This window comes from Janthinobacterium rivuli, from assembly GCF_029690045.1.
Classification (GTDB): domain Bacteria; phylum Pseudomonadota; class Gammaproteobacteria; order Burkholderiales; family Burkholderiaceae_D; genus Janthinobacterium; species Janthinobacterium rivuli.
On sequence record NZ_CP121464.1, the window covers coordinates 532,838 to 557,679 of the forward strand.

Sequence of the window (24,842 nt, forward strand, 5' to 3'; positions counted from 1 at the left end):
CGCCGCAGCATCGATAATGTTTGCATCGGGCGCGCGACTGGCTTATAAATGTAATCGATTACATTTATATGAAAAGCGCCATGCCAGCAGCCGTCCCATCCCCTTTGCCGACAGAAACCGTCTCCATCAGCGCCGTTGCCGCGCATGCGGGCGTGTCGGTGGCCACCGTCTCGCGCGTGATGAACGAGCAGGCGGGAGTGCGGGCGCCCACGCGCGACAAGGTGCTGGCGTCTGTCGCCGCGCTCGGCTACCGCATGAACCATCTGGCGCGCAGCCTGCGCACGGCCGAGAGCCGCATGCTGCTGACCATGGTGCCCGACGTGGGCAACCCGTTCTATGCGCAGATCGTGCGCGGCATCGATACGGTGGCGCGCGAACACGGCTACTTCGTGCTGCTGTGCGACACGGGCGCCGACGCGGGCCGCGAGCGTTCCTACTTCGACTTGCTGCGCATGCACCGCGCCGATGGCGCCATCTGCCTCGACCCGGACACGGTGCAACATGCCTTGTCGCATGAATCCGTCAGCCTGCCGTGGGTGGCGTGCTGCGAATTCGACCCCGCCGTGGCCGTGCCCTATGTCGGCATCGATAATCACCGGGCCGCCTCCGACGCCGTCGCGCATCTGCTGGCGCGCGGCCACACGCGCATCGGCCTGATCAATTCTGATGAACGCTATCTGTATGCGCGGCAACGCCAGCAAGGCTATCTGGACACCCTGGCGGCGGCCGGCCTGCCCGTGCAGCCGCAGTGGGTGCACACGGTGCAAAGCCTCGATTACGAAGCGGGCACGGCCGCCACGTTGCGGATGATGGCGCAGCCCGACGCCCCGACGGCCATCTTTGCCGTCTCCGACACCCTGGCCATTGGCGTGCTGAGTGCGCTGCGCCAGCTGAACAAGCGCGTGCCCGAGGACGTGGCCGTTATCGGCTTCGACGATATCGCCATCGCCGCGCAGATCGATCCGGGCCTGACCACGATTGCCCAGCCGATGCGCGAACTGGGCGAGACGGCGGCGCGATTATTGCTGCAACGCCTGGCGGACCCGGCTGCCCAAGTGCCGGGCGTGCTGCTGCAACACCAATTAATTCTGCGAGGGAGTGCATAGTGAGCGTAGCCGTCGGTTTCGAAGGGGTGTGCAAGGATTTCGGCCCCGTGCGCGTCTTGCATGGCGTCAGTTTTACCTTGTCGCCCGGGCGCGTGTATGGCTTGCTCGGCGAAAATGGCGCCGGCAAGTCGACCTTGATGAAAATCCTCGCCGGCTACGAAGCCGTCAGCGAAGGCCAGCTACTGATCGATGGCCAGCCCCAGCACTTTGACAGTTCGCGCGCCGCGGAATCGGCCGGCATCGTGCTGATCCACCAGGAATTCAACCTGGCCGAGCACCTGACGGTGGCGCAAAACATGTTCCTTGGCCACGAAAAGACGCGCGGCTGGCTGCTCGACGAGAGCGCCATGAAGGAAGAAGCGTCGCGCTACCTGAAACAGGTGGGGCTGGACGTGTCGCCTGACACGAAAATCCGCGACCTGATCGTGGCTGAAAAGCAACTTGTGGAAATCGCCAAGGCCCTGTCGCGCCGCGCCCGCTTCCTGATCATGGACGAGCCGACCGCCACCCTGACGTCGTCGGAAACCCAGCGTTTGTTTGCCGTGATGGCGCAGCTGAAAGCGGACGGCGTGACGATTTTGTATATCTCGCACAAGCTCGATGAAGTCGAGCGCAACACGGACGAGGTCATCGTCATGCGCGACGGGCGCTTCGTCACGCGCGAGCCGACGGCCAGCCTCACGCGCCAGCAGATGGCGAACCTGATGGTGGGGCGCGAATTGTCGGACATGTTTCCGGTCAAGGTGGCGCTGGCGCCGGACGCGCCCGTACTCCTGAAAGTCGATGGCTTGTGCGTGCCGGGCTGGTCCAGGGACCTGTCGTTCGAGGTGCGCGCTGGCGAAGTGCTGGGCTTTGCGGGCCTGGTGGGCGCGGGGCGCACGGAATCGTTCGAGGCCTTGCTGGGCTTGCGTCCGCGCAGCGCGGGTGTGATCCGTCTCAATGGCCAGCCCGTGGATATTCGTACCCCCAAGCAAGCCATGCAGCACGGCATGACCTACCTGAGCGAAGACCGCAAGGGAAAAGGTCTGCATGTGAACCTGGGCTTGCGCGAAAACCTCACCATGATGACGATGGAGCACTATGCGCGGCCGTGGCTGGATGTTGATGGAGAGAAACAGGCGCTGGCCAAGGCCGTCGCGGATTTCAATATCCGCACAGGCGACCTCGACAGCCGCGCGCGCATGCTGTCCGGCGGCAACCAGCAAAAGCTGGCGCTGGCGAAATACCTGCATTCGGACCCGCGCGTCGTCGTGCTCGACGAGCCGAGCCGTGGCGTGGACGTGGGCGCCAAGCGCGACATATATTTCCTGATACACCGCCTGGCCGCCGAAGGGCGCGCCGTGATCGTGATTTCATCCGAACTGATCGAATTGATCGGCCTGTGCCACCGGGTCGCCGTGATGCGCGCCGGCACCTTGCAAGCCACCCTGTCTGCTGACCACCTGACTGAAGAGGAGTTGATTGCCCATGCAACCGGCACGCACTGACACCACCGTATCCCCTATTGCTCGATTCGGCGCGCGCATCAAGGGCTTTGGCCCCGTGCTGGGCCTTTTATCTCTGTGCATCGCGGGCACCTTGCTCAACGGCGACTTCGCCACCCTGGACAACCTGATGAACGTGCTCACGCGCACGGCGTTCATCGGCATCATCGCCGTCGGCATGACCTTCGTGATCATTTCCGGCGGCATTGATCTGTCCGTTGGCTCGATGGCGGCCCTGATCGCCGGCTGCATGATTTATTTCATGAATGCGCTGGCGCAAGGGGCGGGCGGCGACCTGGCGCCGATCACCATGCTGGTGCTGGGCATCGCCATGGCCCTGGTCCTGGGCGCCGGCTTTGGCCTGATGCATGGCTTGTTGATCAGCAAGGGCAATATCGAACCGTTCATCGTCACCCTGGGCACGCTTGGCATCTTCCGCGCCGTATTGACGTACCTGGCCGATGGCGGCGCGCTGACCCTGGATGCGACCCTGTCCGAGCTGTACAGCCCCGTGTATTACACGAGCGTGCTGGGCGCTCCGATACCGATCTGGATCTTTTTATTCGTCGCTGCGGCCGGCGCCATCATCCTCAACCGCACGACCTTTGGCCGCCACGTGCAGGCGATTGGTTCCAACGAGCAAGTGGCGCGCTATGCGGCCATCAATGTCGACAAGGTGAAAATTGCCACCTACATGCTGCTGGGCGTCTGCGTGGGGATCGCCACGGTGCTGTACGTGCCGCGCCTGGGCTCGGCCACGCCGACGACGGGCTTGCTGTGGGAACTCGAAGCCATCGCCGCCGTCGTCGTCGGCGGCACGGCGCTGAAGGGGGGAGAGGGGCGCATCGTCGGCACCGTGATCGGCGCCATCCTCTTGTCCGTGATCAGCAATATCCTGAATTTGACCAGCATCATCAGTGTCTACCTGAATGCCGCAGTGCAAGGCGTGGTGATCATCGCCGTCGCCTTCCTGCAGCGAGGCCGCAAATAAAAATACAGCGGCGTTCTGAAAGGGCAGCCAACGGGCGCCCACAACCTTGGAGGAGAGCAGCATGAAGAGCTTTAGACGGGTAGCAGGGATGGCAGTGCTGGTGATGCAGGCGTGGGCGATGGGGCCGGCGCAGGCGGCGGAGAAATTGGTGGTCGGCGTGGCGATTCCCACGGCCACGCACAGCTTTACTTCCGGCATCGTCTGGTGGGCGAACCAGGCCAAGGCGGAACTGGAAAAGGCCCATCCGGGGCTGAAAATCATCGTCAAGACGGCCGCCACGGCGCCCGAGCAGGCCAATCAGTTGCAGGACATGTTGACGGTGAACAAGATCAACACCCTGGTGATCTTCCCCATCGAGTCGGCCTCGCTGACGCAGCCCGTCTCGCAAGTGAAAAACAAGGGCGTGTATGTGACGGTGGTTGACCGTGGCTTGACGAACACGCAGTCGCAGGATGCCTACATCGCGGGCGACAACACGGCCTTTGGCAAGCTGCCGGCCGAGTATCTGGCGAAAAGCCTGAATGGCAAGGGCAATATCGTCGTACTGCGCGGCATGCCGACCACCCTCGACAACGAACGCTACGATGCATTCAGTGCCGTGATGAAAGACCATCCCGAGATCAAGGTGCTCGACGCCAAATATGGCAACTGGAACCGCGACGATGCCTTCAAGGTCATGCAGGATTACCTGACCCGCTTCAAGCACATCGACGCCGTCTGGGCCGCCGATGACGACATGGCCATCGGCGTGCAAAAAGCCATCGCGCAAGCCAAGCGTACGGACATCAAGCAAGTGTTCGGCGGCGCCGGCGCGAAGGGCGCGGTGAAAAAGATCATGGACGGTTCCGACCCGCTGATCGTGGCCGACGTATCGTACTCGCCGAAATTCATGTACGACGCCATCAAACTGACGACGGAAGCGCGCCTGAAAGGTGATAAATTGCCGGCCAATACGATCATCCCCTCGGTGCTGATCACGCGCGAGAACGCCAAGCAGTTTTACTTTCCGAACTCGCCTTTTTAAATTCTGGGGTCAGACCCCCTCGCCCGCTAGCAATGACCTGTGCGTTAGCGGCATTGAGGGTCTGACCCCGGCTTTATCTAACAGGACATTGACATGAAAACCATCCAGGGCCCGGCCATTTTCCTGGCCCAGTTTCTCGGCGACGAGCCGCCGTTCGACTCGCTCGAGCACTTGGCGCAATGGGCGGCCGGCCTGGGTTACAAGGGCTTGCAGCTGCCGACGGCGCCGCGTCTGTTTGACCTGGAGCAGGCGGCCAGCAGCCAGCAGTACTGCGACGATGTGACAGCCTTGCTGGCGCGCCACGGCTTGCAGGTGACGGAATTGTCGACGCATTTGCAGGGCCAGCTGATCGCCGTGCATCCCGCCTACGACGCCCTGTTCGACGGTTTTGCACCCGAGCACGTGCGTGGCGATCCGCTTGCCCGTACGGCCTGGGCCACGCAGCAACTGCTGTGGGCGGCCACCGCCTCGCAGCGCTTGGGCCTCAAGGCGCACGTGACGTTTTCCGGCGCGCTGGCCTGGCCGTATCTGTATCCATGGCCGCAGCGCCCGGCCGGCCTGGTGGAAACGGCCTTCGCGGAATTGGCCAAACGCTGGCTGCCCATCCTCGACGCGTTCGACGCGGCTGGCGTCGACCTTTGCTATGAATTGCATCCGGGCGAGGATTTGCACGACGGCGTGACCTTCGAGCGCTTCCTGGCCGCCGTCAACGACCACCCGCGCGCGTCCATCTTGTACGACCCCAGCCACTTCGTGCTGCAGCAGCTCGATTATCTGGCCTTCATCGACATTTATCACACGCGCATCAAGGCCTTTCATGTGAAAGATGCGGAATTCCGGCCGAACGGGCGCCACGGCGTGTATGGCGGCTACGGCGACTGGCAAGACCGCGCCGGGCGCTTCCGCTCGCTGGGCGACGGGCAGATCGATTTCAAGGCGATTTTCTCGAAGATGGCGCAGTACGACTTTCCCGGCTGGGCCGTGCTGGAATGGGAATGCTGTTTGAAACACCCGGAAGATGGCGCTGCAGAGGGCGCACGTTTCATCCGCGATCACATCATCCACGTGGCTGAACACGCATTTGACGATTTCGCGGGCAGTGCGGTTGACCAGGATCAAATCCATCACTTGCTTGGCTTGAAATAAGGAGACGACATGCAGCGACGCTTACGGCTGGGCATGGTAGGGGGCGGGCAGGGCGCATTCATCGGCGCCGTGCACCGCATCGCGGCGCGCATCGACGACCAGTACGAGCTGGTGGCGGGCGCCCTGTCGTCCGATCCGCAGCGGGCGCGCGACAGCGGCGCCGCGCTGCACCTGGCGCCCGAGCGCAGCTATTGCGATTACCGCGCCATGGCGCAGGCGGAGGCCGCGCGCGCTGACGGCATCGAAGCCGTGGCCATCGTCACGCCGAACCATTTACATGCGCCCGTCGCCACGGCGTTCCTGGAAGCGGGCATCCACGTGATCTGCGACAAGCCGCTGGGAATTTCCCTGGCGGAAGGGCAAAAGCTGGCGGCGCTGGCCCAGCAGAAAAATTTGCTTTTCGCACTCACGCATACCTACAGCGGCTACCCGCTGCTGCGCCACGCCCGGGCCATGGTCGAGGCGGGCGAGATCGGCGAGCTGCGCCTCGTACAAGTGGAATATTCGCAGGATTGGCTGGCCGATGCCATCGCGGCGGGCGGCATGAACGAAGGCAACTGGCATAACGACCCGCACAAGGCCGGCCCCGGCGGCACCCTGCTCGACGTGGGACTGCACGCCTACCACCTGGCGCAATTCGTCAGCGGACTGACGCCCGAATCCGTGCTGGCGGAACTGTCGACCTTTGTTCCGAATCGCAGCCTGGACGACCACGTGCAGGTAATGCTGCGCTATGCCAACGGAGCCAAGGGCACTCTATGGGCCAGCCAGGTGGCCACCGGTTGCGAAAACACGGTGCGCTTGCGCCTGTTCGGCAGCAAGGCGCAGCTCGATTTTGACCAGGAAAAACCAAATGAGCTGTGGTGTACGCCGCAGGGTGGCAACCGCCAACTGCTGCGTCCGGGCCGGGTCGACAGCGCCGCCGCGCGCCACGCCACGCGCGTGCCGGCCGGCCATCCGGAGGGGTATCTGGAAGCGTTCGCGCAGCTGTACCTGGATGCGGCCCTGGCCATCCGCGCCTTGCAATCGGGCTTGCCCGTGCCCAAGGAAGCCAGTTGGCTGCCCACCGTCACCGACGGCGTGGCCGGCCTGGCTTTTGCGGAAGCCGTGCTGCGCAGCCATGCCAATGGCGCGAGCTGGACGACCCTGGCAAGCTGACTGTTACACTGGAGCCATGCGCTCCTTTACCATCACCATCCTTCCGCAAGGCTGGCAATTCCCGGCCGACGCGGGCACGACCATCTTAGCCGCCGCTGAGCTGGCCGGTATCCGCCTGCTCAGTTCCTGCCGCAATGGCACTTGCCGCACCTGCCTCTGCCACATGCCTGCAGGCCAGGTGCGCTACACGGTGGACTGGCCCGGCATCAGCCCCGATGAACGGCTCGACGGCTACATCCTGCCCTGCGTGGCCGTGGCCGAAAGCGACCTCACCATGCAGGCGCGCGCCGTGCGCACGGGCGCCTGAATCAGGAGGACTTGCCGCCCTTGAGGCGCTGCAGCAGCGCGTCCACGCTGTCGCTGACTGGCAAGCCGTGGCGGCGCAGCAACTGCACGTGTAGCACGAGGTTTTCCAGCACCAGCTTGGCCGCCACGGCCAGCAGGGCCAGGTTGCGGTCTTCCGGGCTGAAACTTTCCATCGCGTCGGCCATCTCGCACAGGTGGTTGGCGATCAGCCCGCGCAATTCCTGCTCGTCGAAGGGCAAGTCGGCAAAATCGATGGGATCGGCCACTTCCACTTCCTGCATCAGCACCGCTAGTTCTTCCGGGGTAATCGTCATGCCTGGCCTCCTTGTGTGCTTGCCTCTATTTTAATTGTATTGGCCGCAAAGCGGACTAGAATGAGTCGAGGCCGACGACGTCGAAGGGCAGCATGGCGCATCTGCATTTTACGCAACAACTGGCACGCTTCTTGGACGTCCCCACGCTCGAGGTGGTCGCGCCACGCCTGCGCGCCGCCTTGGATAGCGCGTTTGCGCAGCAGCCGCGCCTGCGCGGTTATGTGCTCGACGAGCAGGGGGCCTTGCGTCCCAATGTGGTGATCTTCATCGACGGCGCCCGCTGCCGCGAGCGGCGCGTGCTCGACGATGCCTTGCGGCCCGACAGCCAGGTGTATATCTTGCAGGCCCTTTCAGGAGGTTGATGCCATGACAGCAGTCCCGCAGCGCGCGTATCTCGGCACCCGCAAGGGCTTGTTCCAGTTCGATGTCGATGCGGCCGGCGCCTGGCAGCTGGCGCTGGTGCAGTTTGCCGGCGATCCCGTTTCCATGCTGCTGCACGATGGCCGCGACGGCACCTTGTATGTCGCCCTGAACCTGGGGCATTTCGGCGCCAAGCTGCACCGCCTCGACGCGGGTGCCAGCGCGTGGCAGGAAGTCGCCGTGCCCGCCTATCCCGCCAAGCCGGAAGACAGCACCGATAGCGTGGACTGGGCCTTGCAGCAGATCTGGTCGCTGGCGGCGGGCGGCGCGGACCAGCCCGGCGTGCTGTGGGCGGGCACCCTGCCTGGCGGCCTGTTCCGTTCAAGCGACCGCGGCGACAGCTGGCAACTGGTGGAATCCTTGTGGAACGTGCCGCAGCGGGCGCAGTGGTTTGGCGGCGGCTACGACGTGCCTGGTATCCACAGCATTTGCGTCGACCCGCGCGACAGCCAGAAGGTGCTGGTCGGCGTGTCCTGCGGCGGCGTGTGGCAAACGCTCGATGGCGGCGCCAGCTGGAGCCTGAGCGCGACGGGCATGCGCGCCGACTACATGCCGCCCGAGCTCGATGAAAACGAAGCCGTGCAAGACCCGCACCGCATCGTGCGCAGCACCGGCACGCCGGACGCGCTGTGGTGCCAGCACCATAACGGCATCTGGCGCTCGGACGATGCCGGCTGGCACTGGCAGGAAGTCACGACGGCGCCGCTGTCGCATTTCGGCTTTGCCGTGGCCGTGCATCCGCGCGATGGCGACACGGCCTGGTTCGTGCCGGCGCAGGCGGACGTGCTGCGCATTCCCATCGATGGCGCGCTGGCCGTCACGCGCACGCGCGATGGCGGTAAAACCTTCAAGGTCTTGCGCGCGGGCTTGCCGCAGCAGCATTGCTACGACCTCATCTATCGCCACGGGCTGGCGCTGGCCGATGATGGACGCAGTTTATTGATGGCGTCGACGACGGGCGGCGCCTGGTATTCGGGCGACGAGGGCGAACACTGGCAGACCATCTCTGCCCACTTGCCGCCCGTTTATGCCGTCTGTTTTGCCACGCCGTAGTAGCACAGGAAGATATCGACGGCCAGTTCCGTCACTTCGCGCCGGCGTGCCGGGCCCAGCAGAGGCTCGCCCATGGTGATCTGCGGCCAGAAGGCAAAGGTTTTTAAAGGCGACATCAAGAGGTGCGCCACTTCCAGCGTCTCGCCTGCCTTGATGCGCCCGTCTTGCTGCGCCGCGCGGATCCAGATATTCAGGCCCGTTTCCTTTTCATTCAGGCGCGCAACCATGGCTTGCGCGCGCTCGGGCGAATGGATGGTTTCGCCAAAGATCACGCGCGCCAGGTCGATGAAGGCCGCGTCGCACAGCAACACCATTTTCTGCTCGACCAGGGCCAGCACCTGCGGCCGTAGCGGCTGGTCGGCAACATAGGGCACGGCGGGCTGGGCCACGCTGCTTTCCCACATGCGTTGCAGGATTTCCGCGAACAACTCGTCCTTGCTGGGGAAATGGTTGTACACGGTGCGCTTGGAAACGGCGGCCGTGGCGGCGATCCTGTCCATGCTGGTCGCATCAAAACCGTGGTCGCGGAACTCGGCGATGGCGGCATCGACGATGGCGACGCGCTTGCGGTCGGTGAGGCGTTGCGGTGCGGCCATGGCTGAAAATCTCCTTTGAAAACAATATTTTACACCTCCTGGTTTACTTTGCCAGAAATAGGAACTACACTGTGTAGTGTAATTTAATCCTTGTACATTCCTTGCCGGGCCACATATGCACTTGCACCGAGCCGCACGTCGTCTCTTCTTTCTGGGAGTCCTGATCATCATGAGTTCTTGCACCCTGCGCGCCGCGCCTGCCGCGCCCGCTGAATCCCCACAACGCCACGAAGGCAAGTTCCGCAATCCTGTGGAAATGTACAAACTGGGCACGGCAGCGACGCTCAAGCTGCTGTGGACATTTGTCTTTGATAAACCGGACAGCACGGTGCCGGCCGCTACCGTGCCCGTGCAAGCCTTGAGCCGGGCGCAGCTGCTGGCCGCGCCCGATAACAGTCTGTTTCGCCTCGGCCACTCGACCCTGCTGTTGAAACTGAACAATGAATTCTTCCTCACGGATCCCGTGTTTTCCGAGCGCGCCTCGCCGGTGCAGTGGGCCGGACCGAAGCGCTTTCACCAGCCGCCCATCAGCATCGCCGACTTGCCGCCGATCAAGGCCGTGATCCTGTCGCATAACCATTACGACCACCTCGACTATGCTGCCGTGCTGCAACTGGCCGCCAAGACGGGACATTTTGTTGCGCCGCTGGGCGTGGGCGACACCTTGGTCGAATGGGGCGTGCCGAAGGACAAGGTACAGCAATTCGACTGGTGGCAAGGCACGACGATTGCCGGCGTGAAACTCGTTGCCACGCCATCGCAGCATTTCTCGGGACGCGGCTTGTTTGACAGCAATCAAACCCTGTGGGCGTCATGGGTGATCGACGCGCCCGAGGTACGCGTGTTTTTCAGCGGCGACTCCGGCTATTTCGACGGTTTCAAGCAGATCGGCGACAAGTACGGCCCGTTCGACATGACCATGATCGAAACGGGCGCCTACGACAAGCTGTGGCCGGACGTGCACATGCAGCCGGAACAGACCTTGCAAGCCCACCTGGACTTGCGCGGCAAGTGGCTGATGCCCGTGCACAACGGCACCTTTGACCTGGGGCTGCACGCCTGGCATGAACCGTTTGACCGCATCACGGGGCTGGCGGCCAAGCAGGGCGTGAACCTGGCCACGCCGCAGATGGGCGAGGCGGTCGACCTGGCGCAGCCGAAAAAAGGTGAAAAATGGTGGCTGGCGATGCTCGAAGAAGAAATGGGCCAGTAATTTACGCCGTCACATCGATCAGGCGTCCCAGGGTCTGGCCATAGCCGTTCAGCTGGGGCGTGCTTTTCGGCGCGGCGGGGATGGCTTGTTGCGGCACGGCCACCTTGATCGCCTGGTCCAGCTGCGGCGCCTTGATGGCGGTGGGGGCATCGGCCTGGGCTTGCTGGCTGCTGCGCTGCGTCTGGCTCAGCGATTCCTGTTCCCGCGCCAGCAGCTGGCGGCTTTGCGCCAGCTGTTCACTGTCGCGCTGTACCTGGTTCTGGCCTTGCTCGACCCGGCGCTGCGCCGTGGCCAGCGAGGCTTGCAAGTTGTTGACAGACGTTAGCGTGACCACATTGTTCACCTTTGAAAGTATGTCCAGGCGTGTACAGAAAAGAGGGGAGTCCAGGAAGATGTGCGGCGCCAGACGCAACATGTCTGGCGGTAACCTTTACCTGAATCAAGAGTAGGACAAATTCTCGCACAGTTCCAGTAAATATGTTTTCTTGATAATGCTGTCGCGTGCGCCCTGTGTTGTCGACACGGCATGCCAAAGGTGAGCCAGTGATTGTCGAAGTGAGCACATGCTGTCGCCTTCGAGCATTGTTTATCAGCCATCGGCGCTGCAGTGCCATAGAGAGGCACAAGTGCTCACATTTAAAACGTTGCTTTTTAGATAGTCAATGTATTGTTGTTTTTGTACCATGTCTGCGCACGTTACTGCGCGGCCTGTTTGGCGCTCTGGGCTATAATTGACGGTCAGAGTTGGTTTCTTTTGCCATACAGACAGGTAGTTAACATGAATCTCAAGAGCCTCGCAATTGCCCTCGGCATGTCGAAAACGACAGTCAGCAGGGCGTTGAACGGCTATCCGGAAGTCAATTCCCGCACCCGTGAAATCGTCCTGGCCGCCGCCAAGAAAGTCGGCTACCGGCCCAACCCGCTCGCGCGCAGCCTGGCCGTCGGTCGCACCAATGTGCTGGGCATGATCTATCCCCTGCTTCCCAGCGACCTGGGCGACAGCGTCTTTCTTTCCGTGGTCAATGGCATGTCCGACGCCGTCGAAGCGTCGAAGATGAGTTTGATCATCGCTCCCGTGTCGCCGCAGAATGAACAGCCGTCATATGAAAACATGGTGCGCGGGCGCCAGGTCGATGGCCTGGTGGTGGGGCGCACCAAGGTGGTTGACGAGCGCATCGCTTACCTGACGAAAGTCGGCTTTCCTTTTGTCGCGAATGGCCGCACGCGCATCGACGCGCCGTACGCGTATTTTGACTACGACAACGACACGGGCATCGACCTGGCCGTGTCCTTCCTGGCGGCGCACGGCCACCAGCGCATCGCCCTGCTGAGCGCGCCGCTGGCGCTGCATTTTGCGTATGAGCGCAAGGAAAGCTTTATCCGCTGCATGGCGCAAGCGGGCTTGCCGGTCGATCCCGCCTATCTGCTCGACAACACTTTTGACCGCCGCAGCGGCTACCAGGCCATGCAGCAATTGCTGGCCTGCTCGCCCCGTCCGACGGCCGTCATCGTCGACAACCATTTGTCCGGCGTCGGCGTGGTGCGCGCGCTGATGGATGCGGGCATCGAGATCGGCAAGGAAATCTCCGTCATCGTCTGGGGCAATGTGGAAGACACCTTGATTGGCATCAACGTCACCACCATCGACCAGCCCGACCTGCGCCGCGCCGGCGCCAAGATGGTTGAAATGCTGCAATCGCTGCTGGCCGGCACGCCGCCGGAACGGCTGCAGGAAATCTGGCAACCGGTGCTGTTGCCGGGGGCGACGGTGGGGCGCTGTCCCGACTGAATAAAAAAAACGCAGAGCCGAGGCTCTGCGTTGTTTTTTATGCCGCGTGCTTGCTGCCGTCGGCCAGCAGGGTCAGCAATCTCGCCTTATCCTTGCGGTAAGTATCGACGGCCGCTTCCTTGACGTGGCCGAAGCCGCGGATTTTCTCGGGCAGCGATGCCAGTTCCACGCAAGTGGCCAGGTTCTCCGCCGTCAGGTTGACCAGCATGCCGGCCAGCAGTTCGCGGTATTCGACGATGAGGGCGCGTTCCATCTTGCGCTCGTTTGTATAACCGAAGACGTCGAAGGTGCCGCCGCGCAAGCCCTTGGCTTTCGCCAGCAGCTTGAAGGCGCGCCACATCCAGGAACCGAACTCCGCTTTTACCAAATGCCCTTTCGCATCTTTCTTCGCGAACAGCGGTGGCGCCAGGTTGAATTTCACGGAGAAATTACCTTCGAACTGCTGCTGCAATTGCTCCACGAAACGGCCATCCGTGTACAGGCGTGCCACTTCGTATTCATCCTTGTAGGCCAGCAACTTGAAATAGCTCTTGGCGACAGCCGTCGACAGCTTCTGGCCCAGTCCCAGGGTGTTTTCGCGGTCGCGCACCTGTTTCACCAAGGTCGCATAACCATCCGCATACGCGGCGTTCTGGTAGGCCGTGAGGAATTCCACGCGCTTCTTGATGACGCTATCGAGGCTTTGCGGCATTTGCACGATAATCGCTTGCGATGGCGTGGCGATCTGCGTGACCTTGCGCACGTCGACGGCGGCGCGGCGGCCCCACAGGAAACTCTTCTTGTTCGACTCGATGCCCACGCCATTGAGTTCAATGGCGCGCAGCAGGGCCGCTTCCGTCAGCGGGATGCGGCCTTTTTGCCAGGCGTAGCCGAGCATGAACAGGTTGGCGGCAATCGAGTCGCCCATCAGCGCGGTGGCTAATTTTGTCGCGTCGATGAAGTCGGCCGCGTCCGCGCCGCCGACGGATTCCTCGATCAGCTGGCGCACTTCCGCCGTCGGATATTGCCAGTCGGCATTCTGCGCAAACGTGCCCGGCGGCTGCTCGTGCAGGTTGACGACGGCCAGGCTGCGGCCCGGACGCATTTTCGACACGGCATCCTGCGCGCCGGCCGTCAGCATGTCGCAGCCCAGAATCAGGTCCGCTTCGCCCGTGGCGATGCGCTGGGCGCGGATGTGCGCGGGCGACTTGGCGATTTTCACGTGCGAGGTGACGGAACCGTTCTTTTGCGACATGCCCGTCATGTCCAGCACGGATGCACCCTTGCCTTCCAGGTGGGCCGCCATGCCCATCAGGGCGCCGACGGTGATGACACCCGTGCCGCCGATGCCGTTGATGAGGATGTTGTACGGCGCGTCGCAGGCGGGCAGCACGGGTTCCGGCAGGGGGCCGAAGTTGTCCGTCTCGCCCGCTTTGCTGGCACCCGTCTTGGTCTTCTTCAGGCTGCCGCCCTCGACCGTGACGAAGCTGGGGCAAAAACCCTTGGCGCACGAATAATCCTTGTTACACGAGGATTGGTCGATGGTGCGCTTGCGGCCAAATTCCGTCTCTTTCGGCAGAATCGACACGCAGTTCGACTGCACGCCGCAGTCGCCGCAGCCTTCGCAGACGGCGTCGTTGATGACCATGCGCTTGGCAATGTCCGGATACTCGCCTTTCTTGCGGCGCCGGCGTTTCTCGGCCGCGCAGGTCTGGTCGTAGATCAGCACGGACACGCCTTGGACTTCGCGCAGTTCGCGCTGCACGGCATCCATGTCCTTGCGGTCGTGCAAGGTCAGGTGGGCGGGCAGGTTGCTGCGGTCGCTGTAGCGGCTCAGGTCTTCCGTGACCAGCGCGATGCGGGCGATGCCTTCGGCGGCCACTTGCTGCGCCATCATCGGCACGGTGATGAGGCCGTCCACGGGCTGGCCGCCCGTCATGGCGACGGCGTCGTTGTAGAGAATCTTGTAAGTAATGTTGACCTTGGCCGCCTGCGCGGCACGGATGGCCAGGTAGCCAGAATGAAAGTAGGTGCCGTCGCCGAGGTTCTGGAACACGTGCGGCAATTCCGAGAACGCGGCCTGGCCTATCCACGGCGCGCCTTCGCCGCCCATGTGCGTGGTCAGCTTGTTCATTTCCGGGTAGATCGACGTGGCCATCACGTGGCAGCCGATGCCGGCCAGCGCCAGGCTGCCCTCGGGTACTTTGGTCGAGGTGTTGTGCGGGCAGCCGGAGCAGTAAAAGGCGGGGCGGAACGGCGTATTCACGGCTTTCTTTAATACCGCATCCTTGGCGTCGAGGAAACTGAGTCGAGCCTTGATCAGGTCGCAGGTGACGGGGTCGGAAATCAGGCGCGCGATGCGGCTGGCGATGACTCTAGCCACTTGCGAGACGGAAAAGTCGGCCTTCGAGGTCAGCAGCCATTCGCCGCGCGGCGCCACCCATTCGCCCTTTTCGTCGAATTTGCCGATGACTCTAGGGCGCACGTCGTCGCGCCAGTTGTAGAGTTGTTCTTTCAACTGGTATTCGACGATCTGGCGTTTTTCTTCGACGACAAGAATTTCATCGAGGCCTTGCGCAAACTCACGCACGCTGTCCGGCTCCAGAGGCCACGGCATGGCCACCTTGAACAGCCGCATGCCGACGTCGGCCGCCATCTGCTCATCGATGCCCAGCTCTTCCAGCGCTTCGAGCACGTCCAGATACGATTTGCCGGACGCGATGATGCCCAGCTTGGCGTTCGGGCTGTCGATGGTGGTGTGGTTGAGCTTGTTTTCGCGCGCGTAGGCCAGGGCTGCATAGATCTTGTAATCCTGCATCAGCGCTTCCTGGTTGCGCGCCTGCTGGCCCAGCGGGATGCTCGACAGGCGCGCGTTCAGGCCGCCTTCGGGCATGATGAAATCCTGCGGAATCTTCACTTCCACGCGGAACGGATCGGCATCGATGGAAGCCGACGATTCGACCGTGTCGGCCAGAGCCTTGAAGGCCACGGTGCAGCCGGAAAAGCGCGACATGGCCCAGCCGTGGATGCCCAGATCCAGGTATTCCTGCACATTGCACGGATACAGGACGGGAATCATCGAGGCGGAGAACAAATGGTCGGACTGGTGCGGCAGGGTCGACGAATACGCGCCATGGTCGTCGCCGGCCACCAGCAGCACGCCGCCCAGTTTCGACGTTCCCGCATGGTTCATGTGCTTGAAAACATCGCCGCAGCGGTCCACACCCGGACCCTTGCCGTACCACATGGCGAATACGCCGTCGTACTTGGCCGGGCCGATCAGGTCGACCTGTTGCGAACCCCAGACGGCCGTGGCGGCCAGGTCTTCGTTGACGCCGGGCACGAACTGCACGTGGTGCGCTTCCAGCTGTTTCTTGGCTTTCCACAGGTTCTCGTCGAGGCCGCCCAGGGGCGATCCCCGGTAGCCGGAGATGAAGCCGGCCGTGTTGAGGCCAGCGGCCTGGTCGCGCAGGCGCTGCATCATCGGCAGGCGCACGAGGGCTTGGATGCCGGACAGGAAGATGGCGCCGGAAGTGGCCGTGTATTTGTCGTCGAGGCTGACGGTGGTCAAACGGGAAGGTTCAAGCGGTGTAGATGGCGCGGCACCGGCGTTTCTAGCGAACGCTGCGGAGCCGTTTTCCGTGGTCACGGACATGGCTGTCTCCAAAAGGGTGTTTCAGATAACGGCTGTACAAGGGGCGCGCCCGGTAAGGCGCGCGCTGTGCAGACGGGATGGCCGCGTGTGGGCGGCATATAACTATTTTAAATTTAAAATAGTTAATGTGGTCAGTGTAGAACGAGTCAGGGGAGGGGGCAAATACGCTTTGCCGATGGGGGTATAAGAAATACTTATGCCATGGGCGAGAGCACGTTTGCCCCCACCCAGCGCCCGCTGCCGCACAGCTCGGCGGCCACTTGCAGCACGAGGTTTTTCACGGCGTTGCCTGCATTCGTGAGGGGAATGTTTTTCGACGCACACAGGGCCACCGTGCGCGACAGGACGGGGCTGTGGATGGCGTAGCTGCGCATGGCGCCGCTGTCGAGTTCGGCCAGCAGGGGCGCTGCCGGCAGGATGGTGGCGCCCATGCCGGCCAGGATGGCCGATTTCAGGATGGCGATCGAGTTGATCTCGATCACGTTCGCCGTTTCCAGGCCCAGTTCGCGCGCGCGGCTGTCGATGCGCGGGCGCACGCCATGCTGCAGGCCCGGCAGGATCAGGGTGGCGCTCAGGGCTTGCTGGAACGACACGGCATGGCCGGCGGGCGCGAATGGCGAATCGCTGCGGCAGATGAAACGCATCTCTTCTTCCACCAGCGGGCTGCAGGCAAACGGCGTCAGCTGGCCATCGTCGAACAGCACGGCCAGGTTGATGCGGCCCGATTTGAGCTGTTCATTGAGGTTGCCCGTGATTTCTTCCGTCAGTTGCAGGGTGATTTCGGGATAGCGTTCGCGCGCGGCCAGCAGCAGGGGCAGGGCCAGGGCGCCGGAAATGCTGTGCGGTAAGCCCAGGGTGACATTGCCGGACGGCCGCGTGGCGCTTTGCGTGACGGCCGAGCGGGCGTCGGCCACCTGTTTCAGGATCGCTTGCGCATGTTCGTAAAACACCTTGCCCGCGTCCGTGCTGAGCACGCCCTGGGCCGAGCGATGCAGCAGCTGCACGCCCAGCTCCTCTTCCAGTTGGCGCAACTGCTGCGTCAGGGCCGGCTGCGCCACGTGCAGGATCAGGGCCGCGCGCGACAGCGAGCCGTGGTCGACGATGGCAACAAAGTAGCGTAATTGGCGCAGTTCCATGGGGTCCAAGAGCGGTGCGTTGAGGGTGCGTTGAGCGGAAAAAACCGGGTGTTGCGCCACGGCGCCGAACGCGGCCAGCAGAATAACAATTTTGTTATACTCATTCTAGCGCCTTCGGTGCTCCAGCCGCGTATTTGTGGGATGACAGCATGCTTAAGAAAGTTGATTCGTCTCAATTAAAAGTGGGCATGTACATTCATGACCTCAGCTGCGACTGGATGACGCATCCCTTCGTGCGCAACCGTTTCTTGTTGCGCAGCGACGATGAGATCCGCAAGATCGTGCAGGCCGGCATCCACGACGTGGTGATCGACAGCGGCAAGGGCCTCGACGTGCAGGACGCGCACACCGTGGCGCAGGCGCGCGCCGAGACGGAACGCGAACTGGTGCAGATCGCCGCGGCGCCGCAAGTGGTCACGCGCGTGTCGCTGGGCATGGAGCTGGCGCGCGCCACGCAGGTGCGGCGGCAGGCGGCCAGCCTGGTGCGCACGGTGATGGCCGACGTGCGCCTGGGCAAGGCGGTCGAGCTCGACCGTGTACAGCACACGGTGCAAGACATCACCGAATCGATCCTGCGCAATCCCGGCGCCCTCGTCGGCCTGTTGCGCATCAAGAGCAAGGATGACTACACCTTTTTGCATTCCGTCAGCGTATGCGCGCTGCTGGTGGCGTTTTGCCGCTCGCGCGGCATCGATGCGGCCACCACGCACCAGGCCGGCCTCGGTGGCTTGCTGCACGACACGGGCAAGGCCCTGGTGCCCGACAGCGTGCTGAACAAGCCCGGTCCCTTGACGCCGGAAGAATTTGCCCTGATCAAGCGCCATCCGCGCGACGGCTACGACATCCTGCGCCAGTCGCCCGAGCTGGGCGCGATTCCCCTCGACATCGCCTTGCACCACCACGAACGGCGCGACGGCAGCGGCTATCCGGACCAGCTGGCCGGCGACGCCATCAGCGAACTGGCGCAGATGGCCGCCATCGTCGATGTGTATGACGCGCTGACGTCGGACCGCAGCTACCACAAGGGGATTCCCGCCGCCGAAGCCCTGCGCAAGATTTATGAATGGAGCAAATTCCATTTCAACCCCGTGTTCGCGCAGGATTTCATGCGCTGCGTGGGCATCTATCCGGTCGGCACCATGGTGATGCTGGAATCGGGCCGCCTGGCCGTCGTTGTCGAGGCACACGAAAGCAATCTGCTGGCGCCGAAGGTGAATGTATTTTTCAGTACGAAGAGCAAGACCTACATCAAGCCGGAAACGGTCGACCTGTCGCGCGGCTTCGGTTTCGGCGGCGCCGACAAGATCGTCGGCCATGAGTCGGCCGCCAAGTGGCAGGTCGATCCCATGCGTTTTTTATCGCTGGCGGATGCCTAGAAGAATTCTGCCGTATCGTTCGAGGTGATAGTTGTCAGCAAGCCTTTTGCCACCAGTTCGTCATAGTGGCACGCCAGGTTGCGGCCATGGCTCTTGGCGTAATACAGGGCCTGGTCGGCGCGGCCGAGGATGATGACGGGTGCCTCGTAGGCGTTGATGCTGACGAAGCCCACGCTGACGGTCACTCTGCCCACTTGCGGGAAGTCGTGCGCTTCGACGTTGGTGCGGAAGCGGTCGATGATTTTCTGCGCATTTTCCAGGGTGATCGAGCGCAGCAGCACGACGAATTCCTCGCCGCCGAAGCGGAAGATGCGGTCTTGCGAGCGGAACGACGATTGCAGCTGGTTGGCGATCAGGATCAGCACTTCATCGCCATACAGGTGGCCAAATTTATCGTTGACCAGTTTGAAATGATCGACGTCGATCACGGCCAGCCATTGCCGTTCCGTGTCCGTATGGTGGCGCCGTTCTTCATCGACGGGACGCGACTTCTCCGCTTCCGGTTCGCCGCGGCTTTGCAGGATTTTCGCCAGCTGGTCGTCGAAGGTCTTGCGGTTCAACAAGCCGGTGAGCGAATCGCGTTCGCTGTAGTCGAGCAGGTTCTGGAAATTGCGGTACACGCTGACGATGCCGCCGATCACCTGGATGGTGGCGCCCGTGTACGGCGTGGGGTTGGTGATTTCCAGGCAGGTGGTGACCTGGTCGCCGATCCAGATGGGCAGCCACAGCAGGTGGCGGCCGTCGGCGCACAGGGTGTCGGCGCTTGCTTCATGGCGCTTGATGCAGGCGGCCAGGGCCGGATAGTCCGACAGCGGTTCGCCCGGCAGGGTAGGGTCGATATGCTCTTCCATGCGGGCCACGCTGCCCGCCACGATGATGGCCCGCGACCGCACGAACACCTGGCCACGCACGGTGGTCAGGGCCAGCACACGGGTCTGCGACGCGGCAGCGAGTTCCTGGACCGCCGAGATCACGGAGATGTCGAGCATCGTGTGGTCGCGGTGCCCGGTCATGTCCACCATGTGTTTCAGTAGGGAATCCATTGTCGATCTCTGGAAAGTAGTCACACAAGTGTCGTCATAGCAGCATTGCATCAAGCAAGAGCATGTTCGCGTCCGTCTACAAGAAGCCAAGATTTATTTGGTGGCATGACGCTCTGTACCACCGGGCGAGAGGCCTTTCCAAAGAAGAGCTAAGCAGGATAATGTCTTTTTGCCTAATAGGCAATTAACGTATGCAATATTTCATGTAAATACATGAGATTCATGCACTGCATTGCAAAAAACTTGCCCTGACGAAGGCTTTCAATCCGGATCGCAACATTTGTTTGCGCCAGCCGCCATTTCACCAGAGTTTGATAATTTCCATGTGGAAACTTGTGGCGCGTCAATTTGCCAAAACGTGGACGCTTTATAGTCAATGTAATGGCGCAGAAATTTACGGCAGGAAACATATTAGCAGGAAAGGGCAATGTTTCACACCCGATTGCGCCAGGGACTTGTGATTCACTTTTGGGAGCTTGTCATGCATACCTTCCTGTCGGCAGTACAGCAGTTTGTCAAGGATGAGGATGGCATTACGGCAATCGAATACGGCCTGATTGCGGCGTTGATGGCTACCGCCATCACGGCCGGTTTCTTGCTGATCAAGACCAACTTGCTGGCCGTCCTCACCGACATTTCGTCGAACCTGGTGTTGACGCCCTAAGCGGGTGCCCGCCGCTGGCCGGCCAGTGGCGGGTTTTTTTCGGGAGGTGTGCCATGCCTGCAACTGCCTTGTGCGACCTGCTGTTGCTGTGCTTCGTGACGGGGGCCGCCGTCAGTGATTTGATCCGCCGCAAGATTCCGAATTGGCTGGTGTTGTCCGGCATCCTCGCCGCGCTGGCCTTGCACCTGTGGCTGTGGCCGCAAAACGTGCTGCCGCTGTGGCTGGGCGGCATGGCGACGGGCTTTTTCCTCTTTTTACCCTTGTACGTGCTGCGCGGCATGGCCGCCGGCGACGTCAAGCTGATCGCCATGGCGGGCGCCTTTGCCGGTCCCTGGCCCGTGCTGCAGATCTGTTTCGCCACGTTTGTCCTGGGCGGCCTGATGGCCGTGCTGATGATCACCTGGCAGGGCAAGTGGCGCGCCTGCCTGGTCAATCTGCGCCAGCTGCTGTGGCCGATGATCGCGCGCATGGCCGGCATTCCCCTGGCGCCTAACGCACTGGGCAGCGGCGCCAGCGTGGGCAACATGCCGTACGGACTGGCCATTGCGCTGGGCTGCCTGCTGGTGCAAGGGCGGCATTATTTCTGATTGGTATTCATTGCTCTGAATCAATGGGCAGCTATGCCCGCTCGCTAGAATGAATTCTGTTCAATGCAGACTAAACCGGCTAGGAGACGCAGCATGACCGAGGTCGACTATTCCCTGAGCACCGACAGCACGCCGCGCCCTGCCGATGCGAACCTGATGCCGCCCTTGCCGCCGCAGCCGAAGAGCTTGCGCGAAACGGGACTCGAGCGGCCGCTGGTCGTCGAACTGATCGCCAAGCTGATGTTTGTGGGTGGCAAGACGCACCTGTCCGCGCTGACGACGCGCTTGCGCCTGTCGATCAATGTCTTGCGCGAAGTGCTCGATTTCATGGTGGCCGAGCAGATGGCCGAAGTGGCCTGGCGCGGCGAATCCGATATCGATGTGCAGTACCAGCTGACGGGCGCCGGCAAGCAGCGCGCCAGCGCTTTTCTTGAGCGCTGCGCATATATCGGCGCCGCGCCCGTCACCCTGGAAGCGTACCGCGCCATGGTGGCGCGCCAGTCGTGGCAGGCGCAGGAACAGCGCGTCGGCAGCGACGACCTGGCCGCCGTGCTCGGTGGCGCCCATGCGGGGCCGGGCATGCTCGACGTGGTGGGAGCTGCCCTGCATTCGGGACGCTCGCTGCTGCTGTACGGTCCGCCCGGCAGCGGCAAGTCGACCCTGGCGCTGCAGCTGGGACAATTGCTGCATGGTCTAGTCGCCGTGCCGTACGCCATCGTCGTCGGCCAGGACATCATCCAGTTGTACGATCCGGCCCAGCACCTGCCGCCCGCGCCGCAGCACGTCAGCCATGCGCGCCAGGCGCTGGAGCGGCGCAGCACGGATATCCGCTGGGTACTGTGCCAGCGTCCCGTGATCCACGTGGGCGCCGAGCTCGACGCCGGCATGCTGGAACTGCGCCATGACGCCAGCGGCGCCTGCTACCAGGCGCCGCCGCATGTGCGGGCCAACAATGGCATGCTGATCATCGACGACCTGGGCCGCCAGCGTCTGGGCGCGCCGGAATTGCTGACGCGGCTGATGCAGCCGCTGGCGCGCGGCAGCGATCAGCTGGGTCTGCCCGGCGGGGTGCAGATCAGCGTGCCGTTCGACAATGCCCTCGTGCTGGCCACGAACCTGCCGCCGGGCGAGCTGTTTGACGCCGCCTTGCTGCGCCGCATCGGCTACAAGGTGCAGGTGGGGCCGCTGGCCGAGAACACCTATCGCGCCCTGTTCCGCCAGCAATGCCGGCTGGCCGGCATGGCCATCGACGAACTGGCCGTGAACCATCTGCTGCAGCTGCATGGCGCGCAGGGACGGCCCTTGCTGGCCAGCTATCCGCAGGAATTGCTGGCGCGCATAGGCGACTTCGCCGGCTTTGCCGGCTGCGAGCCGCGCCTGACACTGGCCGCCCTGGAGCAGGCCTGGGGCAGCCTGTTTGCCAGCTGCGACATGCCGGCCGCCAGCCTGTGCGAGCGTATCGCATGAAAAACCGGCGCGCCCTCCTGATGATGGGCCTGGCGGTCGTGCTGGGTCTGCTGGCCGTGCTGCTGGCCTCGCACTGGCTGCTGCGCCAGACGCCGGCCGGCAAGGGCAAGATCGTCGTCGCCGCCAGCGATGTCAACCTGGGCCAGCGGCTGACGCCCGAGATGCTGCGCCTGGCCGAGTGGCCGGCGGAAAGCTTGCCGCAAGGCGCTCTGCAAGACCCGGCAAAGCTGGCGGGACGGGTGCTGAAAACCAGCGTGCTGCGCGGCGAGCCGCTGAGCGAAGCCAAGCTGGCGCCGGCCGGCACCCTGGGTGGCCTGTCGGCCCTGATCACGGAAGGGCGGCGCGCCATCACCGTGCGCGTCAACGATGTGATCGGCGTGGCCGGCTTCGCCTTGCCGGGCAACTATGTCGACATCATCGTGAGCACCCAGCAAGATGCCGGCGACCGCGCGTTTCCGCAAAGCCGCAACATTTCCAAGATCGTGCTCGAACGCATCCTCGTGCTGGCCGTGGCGCAGGAAGTGGGGCGCGACGAGACCAAGCCGCGCGTGGTCAATGCGGTGACCCTGGAAGTGACGCCGGAACAGGCGGAAAACCTGGACCTGGCGCGCAGCGTGGGCAGCCTGTCGCTGGTGCTGCGCAACCAGGTCGACCCGCAGCCGGGCGTGACGGCGGGCGCCACCAAGCTGACCCTGCTGGGCGGACCGCACGAAGCTGACGAAGCTGTTCCAGCCGCCGCACCCGTGCTGGCCGCAGCGCCGCGCGCGGTACGCGTGGCGAAGGCGCCGCCGGAAGCGACGCGCCAGTGCAGCGGCGTCATCGACGGGACGCGCCAGTCGCGCGAATGTTTTTAGCCAACCATGGACACGCTCATGAACCGCGCCCTGTTGATACTGTTCTGCCTGCTGTCGCCGCTGGCCGGCGCGGCGGCCGATCCTGGCCCGCGCTGCGGCGGTGAAGCGGCCTCGCCCGGCAATTTGCAGCTGCAGGTGGGCAAGTCGAGCATGCTGCGCCTGCCTGAAGCCGTGCAACAGCGCAGCGTCGGCAACCCGGCCATCGTGCAAGCCATGCTGGTCGCGCCCGATACCTTGTATGTGGTCGGCGTCGAGGTGGGCAGCACGAACATGATCATCCAGGGCAGGAGCGGCGTGTGCAGTGTGGTGAACGTCAGCGTCAGCATGGACCCGGCCGGCTTGCAAGCGACCCTGGCGGCCCTGATGCCGGAAGAAAAAGCCATCCGCGTCACGGCCGTGGCCGACACCCTGGTGCTGTCGGGCACGGTGCAGGATGCGGGCGCCGTGCTGCGCGCCGTCGAGCTGGGGCATGCGTATGTGCGCCGCGCTACGGTGCCGCTGGCGCTGCCCAAGCCTGCCGATGGCGCCGCCATGCCCCTCGCCGCCACGGCGCCCGGTGGCGGCGCGGGCGGCGCGAACAGCCGCATCATCAACATGCTCGACGTCAGCGCGCCGCAGCAGGTGATGCTGGCCGTGCAGATCGCCGAAGTGTCGAAGTCGCTGCTGGAACGGCTGGAAGTGGGCGCCACCCTGCGCTTCGCTTCCGGCAGCTGGGCCACCACCTTGCTGTCGAATTTTCTCAGTGGCACGGCCAATGGCTTGCTCGACGTGCGCAAGTCGAATGGCCGCCAGCAGCTGACCATCGAGGCGCAGAAACAGGATGGCCTGGTGCGCATTCTGGCCGAGCCGACGGTGATGGCGATCAGCGGGCAGGAGGGCAGTTTTCTGGCGGGCGGCAAGATCTTCATTCCCGTCGGCCAGGACAACAACAAGATCACCCTGGAAGAGCGCGAATACGGCGTCGGCCTGCGTTTTACGCCGACCGTGCTGTCGGGCGGGCGCATCAATTTGAAGGTGGCGCCGGAAGTGTCGGAATTGTCGCGCGAGGGGGTGGGCATTTCCGCCGCCGGCGTCAGCGGACGTTCTATTTTGCCCGTCATCACCACGCGGCGCGCCTCGACCACGGTGCAGCTGTACGACGGCCAGAGCTACGCCATCGGCGGCCTCATCAAGAACAACCAGGTGAGCAACATCACGGGCGTGCCCTGGCTCAGCGAAGTGCCTATCCTCGGCGCGCTGTTTCGCAGCACGGATTTCCAGAATGACCGCACGGAATTGCTGTTCGTCATTACCGCGCATCTGGTGAAACCCTTGCCGGCCGACGCCGTGCTGCCGACGGCGCAACTGGCGCAGCCTTCGCGCATGGACTTGATGTTGGGCGGCAAGATGGAAGGCACGCTGGCGCCGCCGTCCGTGCCGCCGTCGGTACCAGCACCGCGCGCGGCCAACGGTTTCGAATTGAAATGAGATGGGGAGATACG

Annotated in this window: 23 protein-coding genes; 17 read left to right on the forward strand and 6 right to left on the reverse strand. The window is 63.2% G+C overall.

From position 1 onward, the window contains the following. The first annotated feature begins 80 nt into the window (after nt 1-80). From P9875_RS02335 to P9875_RS02365, 7 genes are all read left to right on the forward strand, one after another. Nucleotides 81-1,106, forward strand: coding sequence for a LacI family DNA-binding transcriptional regulator (locus P9875_RS02335; protein ID WP_278317487.1), 1,026 nt, complete (start codon nt 81-83; stop codon nt 1,104-1,106). Beyond that, on the forward strand, nt 1,106-2,593 hold the full coding sequence (locus P9875_RS02340; RefSeq protein ID WP_278317488.1) for a sugar ABC transporter ATP-binding protein: 1,488 nt from the start codon (nt 1,106-1,108) through the stop codon (nt 2,591-2,593). Before P9875_RS02335 ends, P9875_RS02340 begins: the two co-directional genes overlap by 1 nt. Next, the gene (locus P9875_RS02345; RefSeq protein ID WP_278317489.1) at nt 2,574-3,581 is read left to right on the forward strand and encodes an ABC transporter permease; all 1,008 of its coding nucleotides are present in this window, start codon (nt 2,574-2,576) and stop codon (nt 3,579-3,581) included. Before P9875_RS02340 ends, P9875_RS02345 begins: the two co-directional genes overlap by 20 nt. A 61-nt stretch (nt 3,582-3,642) precedes the next feature. Next, nucleotides 3,643-4,605, forward strand: a complete 963-nt coding sequence (locus tag P9875_RS02350; RefSeq protein WP_100875187.1) for a substrate-binding domain-containing protein — start codon at nt 3,643-3,645, stop codon at nt 4,603-4,605. Nucleotides 4,606-4,698: 93 nt separating this feature from the next. Then, nucleotides 4,699-5,751: a sugar phosphate isomerase/epimerase family protein gene (locus tag P9875_RS02355; protein WP_278317490.1), complete on the forward strand. Its 1,053-nt coding sequence runs from the start codon at nt 4,699-4,701 to the stop codon at nt 5,749-5,751. Nucleotides 5,752-5,760: 9 nt separating this feature from the next. Continuing rightward, on the forward strand, nt 5,761-6,909 hold the full coding sequence (locus tag P9875_RS02360; protein ID WP_278317491.1) for a Gfo/Idh/MocA family protein: 1,149 nt from the start codon (nt 5,761-5,763) through the stop codon (nt 6,907-6,909). 16 nt (nt 6,910-6,925) lie between these two features. Continuing rightward, the gene (locus tag P9875_RS02365; protein ID WP_278317492.1) at nt 6,926-7,216 is read left to right on the forward strand and encodes a 2Fe-2S iron-sulfur cluster-binding protein; all 291 of its coding nucleotides are present in this window, start codon (nt 6,926-6,928) and stop codon (nt 7,214-7,216) included. Between the two features lies 1 nt (nt 7,217). Here the strand turns inward: P9875_RS02365 and P9875_RS02370 are convergent, their stop codons facing one another. Then, nucleotides 7,218-7,529 (reverse strand): hypothetical protein, encoded by a 312-nt coding sequence (locus tag P9875_RS02370; RefSeq protein WP_035823702.1) that lies wholly within the window; start codon nt 7,527-7,529, stop codon nt 7,218-7,220. A 92-nt stretch (nt 7,530-7,621) separates the two neighbouring features. Here P9875_RS02370 and P9875_RS02375 point away from each other — a divergent pair, with 92 nt between their 5' ends. Then, complete coding sequence (locus P9875_RS02375; RefSeq protein WP_099377821.1) at nt 7,622-7,891, forward strand: MoaD/ThiS family protein; 270 nt, start codon at nt 7,622-7,624, stop codon at nt 7,889-7,891. Between the two features lie 4 nt (nt 7,892-7,895). Continuing rightward, on the forward strand, nt 7,896-9,002 hold the full coding sequence (locus tag P9875_RS02380; RefSeq protein ID WP_278317493.1) for a WD40/YVTN/BNR-like repeat-containing protein: 1,107 nt from the start codon (nt 7,896-7,898) through the stop codon (nt 9,000-9,002). Here the strand turns inward: P9875_RS02380 and P9875_RS02385 are convergent. Beyond that, a complete protein-coding gene (locus P9875_RS02385; protein WP_099377823.1) occupies nt 8,975-9,598 on the reverse strand; it encodes a TetR/AcrR family transcriptional regulator in 624 nt (207 codons plus the stop codon). The two genes, P9875_RS02380 and P9875_RS02385, sit on opposite strands and share 28 nt — an antisense overlap. A 169-nt stretch (nt 9,599-9,767) precedes the next feature. On the opposite strand from P9875_RS02385, the gene P9875_RS02390 reads away from it, so the two are divergent. After that, a complete protein-coding gene (locus tag P9875_RS02390) occupies nt 9,768-10,811 on the forward strand; it encodes an MBL fold metallo-hydrolase (protein WP_278317494.1) in 1,044 nt (347 codons plus the stop codon). A 1-nt stretch (nt 10,812) separates the two neighbouring features. Here P9875_RS02390 and P9875_RS02395 read toward each other — a convergent pair whose 3' ends face one another. After that, nucleotides 10,813-11,145, reverse strand: a complete 333-nt coding sequence (locus tag P9875_RS02395) for a hypothetical protein (RefSeq protein ID WP_035828508.1) — start codon at nt 11,143-11,145, stop codon at nt 10,813-10,815. 444 nt (nt 11,146-11,589) lie between these two features. Here P9875_RS02395 and P9875_RS02400 point away from each other — a divergent pair, with 444 nt between their 5' ends. Next, nucleotides 11,590-12,600 (forward strand): substrate-binding domain-containing protein, encoded by a 1,011-nt coding sequence (locus P9875_RS02400; protein ID WP_099401205.1) that lies wholly within the window; start codon nt 11,590-11,592, stop codon nt 12,598-12,600. A gap of 37 nt (nt 12,601-12,637) precedes the next feature. Here P9875_RS02400 and P9875_RS02405 read toward each other — a convergent pair whose 3' ends face one another. Both P9875_RS02405 and P9875_RS02410 read right to left on the reverse strand, forming a co-directional pair. After that, complete coding sequence (locus tag P9875_RS02405) at nt 12,638-16,234, reverse strand: indolepyruvate ferredoxin oxidoreductase family protein (RefSeq protein ID WP_278317495.1); 3,597 nt, start codon at nt 16,232-16,234, stop codon at nt 12,638-12,640. 194 nt (nt 16,235-16,428) lie between these two features. Beyond that, the gene (locus P9875_RS02410) at nt 16,429-17,370 is read right to left on the reverse strand and encodes a LysR substrate-binding domain-containing protein (protein WP_070258630.1); all 942 of its coding nucleotides are present in this window, start codon (nt 17,368-17,370) and stop codon (nt 16,429-16,431) included. Between the two features lie 149 nt (nt 17,371-17,519). Between P9875_RS02410 and P9875_RS02415 the strand changes: the two genes are divergently transcribed. Then, nucleotides 17,520-18,746 carry an HD-GYP domain-containing protein gene (locus P9875_RS02415; RefSeq protein ID WP_278317496.1) on the forward strand — a complete coding sequence of 409 codons (1,227 nt, stop codon included), beginning with the start codon at nt 17,520-17,522 and terminating at the stop codon, nt 18,744-18,746. Here the strand turns inward: P9875_RS02415 and P9875_RS02420 are convergent. Further along, nucleotides 18,743-19,789 carry a GGDEF domain-containing protein gene (locus P9875_RS02420; protein WP_278317497.1) on the reverse strand — a complete coding sequence of 349 codons (1,047 nt, stop codon included), beginning with the start codon at nt 19,787-19,789 and terminating at the stop codon, nt 18,743-18,745. The two genes, P9875_RS02415 and P9875_RS02420, sit on opposite strands and share 4 nt — an antisense overlap. A 481-nt stretch (nt 19,790-20,270) precedes the next feature. Here P9875_RS02420 and P9875_RS02425 point away from each other — a divergent pair, with 481 nt between their 5' ends. The 5 genes from P9875_RS02425 (at nt 20,271) to P9875_RS02445 (ending at nt 24,828) form a co-directional block, all read left to right on the forward strand. Continuing rightward, entirely contained in the window at nt 20,271-20,453 is a 183-nt protein-coding gene (locus P9875_RS02425; protein WP_034752975.1) for a Flp family type IVb pilin, read from the forward strand. Nucleotides 20,454-20,506: 53 nt separating this feature from the next. After that, nucleotides 20,507-21,040 carry an A24 family peptidase gene (locus P9875_RS02430; protein WP_035823730.1) on the forward strand — a complete coding sequence of 178 codons (534 nt, stop codon included), beginning with the start codon at nt 20,507-20,509 and terminating at the stop codon, nt 21,038-21,040. Nucleotides 21,041-21,133: 93 nt separating this feature from the next. Then, nucleotides 21,134-22,507, forward strand: coding sequence for an ATP-binding protein (locus P9875_RS02435; RefSeq protein ID WP_278317498.1), 1,374 nt, complete (start codon nt 21,134-21,136; stop codon nt 22,505-22,507). Then, complete coding sequence (cpaB, locus tag P9875_RS02440) at nt 22,504-23,361, forward strand: Flp pilus assembly protein CpaB (RefSeq protein WP_278317499.1); 858 nt, start codon at nt 22,504-22,506, stop codon at nt 23,359-23,361. The genes P9875_RS02435 and cpaB overlap by 4 nt, the downstream gene beginning before the upstream one ends. 18 nt (nt 23,362-23,379) lie before the next feature. Further along, nucleotides 23,380-24,828 carry a type II and III secretion system protein family protein gene (locus tag P9875_RS02445; protein WP_278317500.1) on the forward strand — a complete coding sequence of 483 codons (1,449 nt, stop codon included), beginning with the start codon at nt 23,380-23,382 and terminating at the stop codon, nt 24,826-24,828. Nucleotides 24,829-24,842: the final 14 nt, after the last annotated feature.

Excerpts from the sequence above, each read along its gene's own strand:
- P9875_RS02445 (WP_278317500.1), top strand. The coding sequence starts at position 23,380 with ATGAACCGCGCCCTGTTGATACTGTTCTGCCTGCTGTCGCCGCTGGCC.
- P9875_RS02420 (WP_278317497.1), bottom strand. The coding sequence starts at position 19,789 with ATGGATTCCCTACTGAAACACATGGTGGACATGACCGGGCACCGCGAC.
- P9875_RS02400 (WP_099401205.1), top strand. The coding sequence starts at position 11,590 with ATGAATCTCAAGAGCCTCGCAATTGCCCTCGGCATGTCGAAAACGACA.
- P9875_RS02405 (WP_278317495.1), bottom strand. The coding sequence starts at position 16,234 with ATGTCCGTGACCACGGAAAACGGCTCCGCAGCGTTCGCTAGAAACGCC.
- P9875_RS02415 (WP_278317496.1), top strand. The coding sequence starts at position 17,520 with ATGCTTAAGAAAGTTGATTCGTCTCAATTAAAAGTGGGCATGTACATT.
- P9875_RS02350 (WP_100875187.1), top strand. The coding sequence starts at position 3,643 with ATGAAGAGCTTTAGACGGGTAGCAGGGATGGCAGTGCTGGTGATGCAG.
- P9875_RS02355 (WP_278317490.1), top strand. The coding sequence starts at position 4,699 with ATGAAAACCATCCAGGGCCCGGCCATTTTCCTGGCCCAGTTTCTCGGC.
- P9875_RS02390 (WP_278317494.1), top strand. The coding sequence starts at position 9,768 with ATGAGTTCTTGCACCCTGCGCGCCGCGCCTGCCGCGCCCGCTGAATCC.
- P9875_RS02380 (WP_278317493.1), top strand. The coding sequence starts at position 7,896 with ATGACAGCAGTCCCGCAGCGCGCGTATCTCGGCACCCGCAAGGGCTTG.
- P9875_RS02345 (WP_278317489.1), top strand. The coding sequence starts at position 2,574 with ATGCAACCGGCACGCACTGACACCACCGTATCCCCTATTGCTCGATTC.
- P9875_RS02385 (WP_099377823.1), bottom strand. The coding sequence starts at position 9,598 with ATGGCCGCACCGCAACGCCTCACCGACCGCAAGCGCGTCGCCATCGTC.
- P9875_RS02435 (WP_278317498.1), top strand. The coding sequence starts at position 21,134 with ATGACCGAGGTCGACTATTCCCTGAGCACCGACAGCACGCCGCGCCCT.
- P9875_RS02375 (WP_099377821.1), top strand. The coding sequence starts at position 7,622 with ATGGCGCATCTGCATTTTACGCAACAACTGGCACGCTTCTTGGACGTC.
- P9875_RS02370 (WP_035823702.1), bottom strand. The coding sequence starts at position 7,529 with ATGACGATTACCCCGGAAGAACTAGCGGTGCTGATGCAGGAAGTGGAA.
- P9875_RS02430 (WP_035823730.1), top strand. The coding sequence starts at position 20,507 with ATGCCTGCAACTGCCTTGTGCGACCTGCTGTTGCTGTGCTTCGTGACG.
- P9875_RS02425 (WP_034752975.1), top strand. The coding sequence starts at position 20,271 with ATGCATACCTTCCTGTCGGCAGTACAGCAGTTTGTCAAGGATGAGGAT.
- P9875_RS02365 (WP_278317492.1), top strand. The coding sequence starts at position 6,926 with ATGCGCTCCTTTACCATCACCATCCTTCCGCAAGGCTGGCAATTCCCG.
- cpaB (WP_278317499.1), top strand. The coding sequence starts at position 22,504 with ATGAAAAACCGGCGCGCCCTCCTGATGATGGGCCTGGCGGTCGTGCTG.
- P9875_RS02360 (WP_278317491.1), top strand. The coding sequence starts at position 5,761 with ATGCAGCGACGCTTACGGCTGGGCATGGTAGGGGGCGGGCAGGGCGCA.
- P9875_RS02335 (WP_278317487.1), top strand. The coding sequence starts at position 81 with ATGCCAGCAGCCGTCCCATCCCCTTTGCCGACAGAAACCGTCTCCATC.
- P9875_RS02410 (WP_070258630.1), bottom strand. The coding sequence starts at position 17,370 with ATGGAACTGCGCCAATTACGCTACTTTGTTGCCATCGTCGACCACGGC.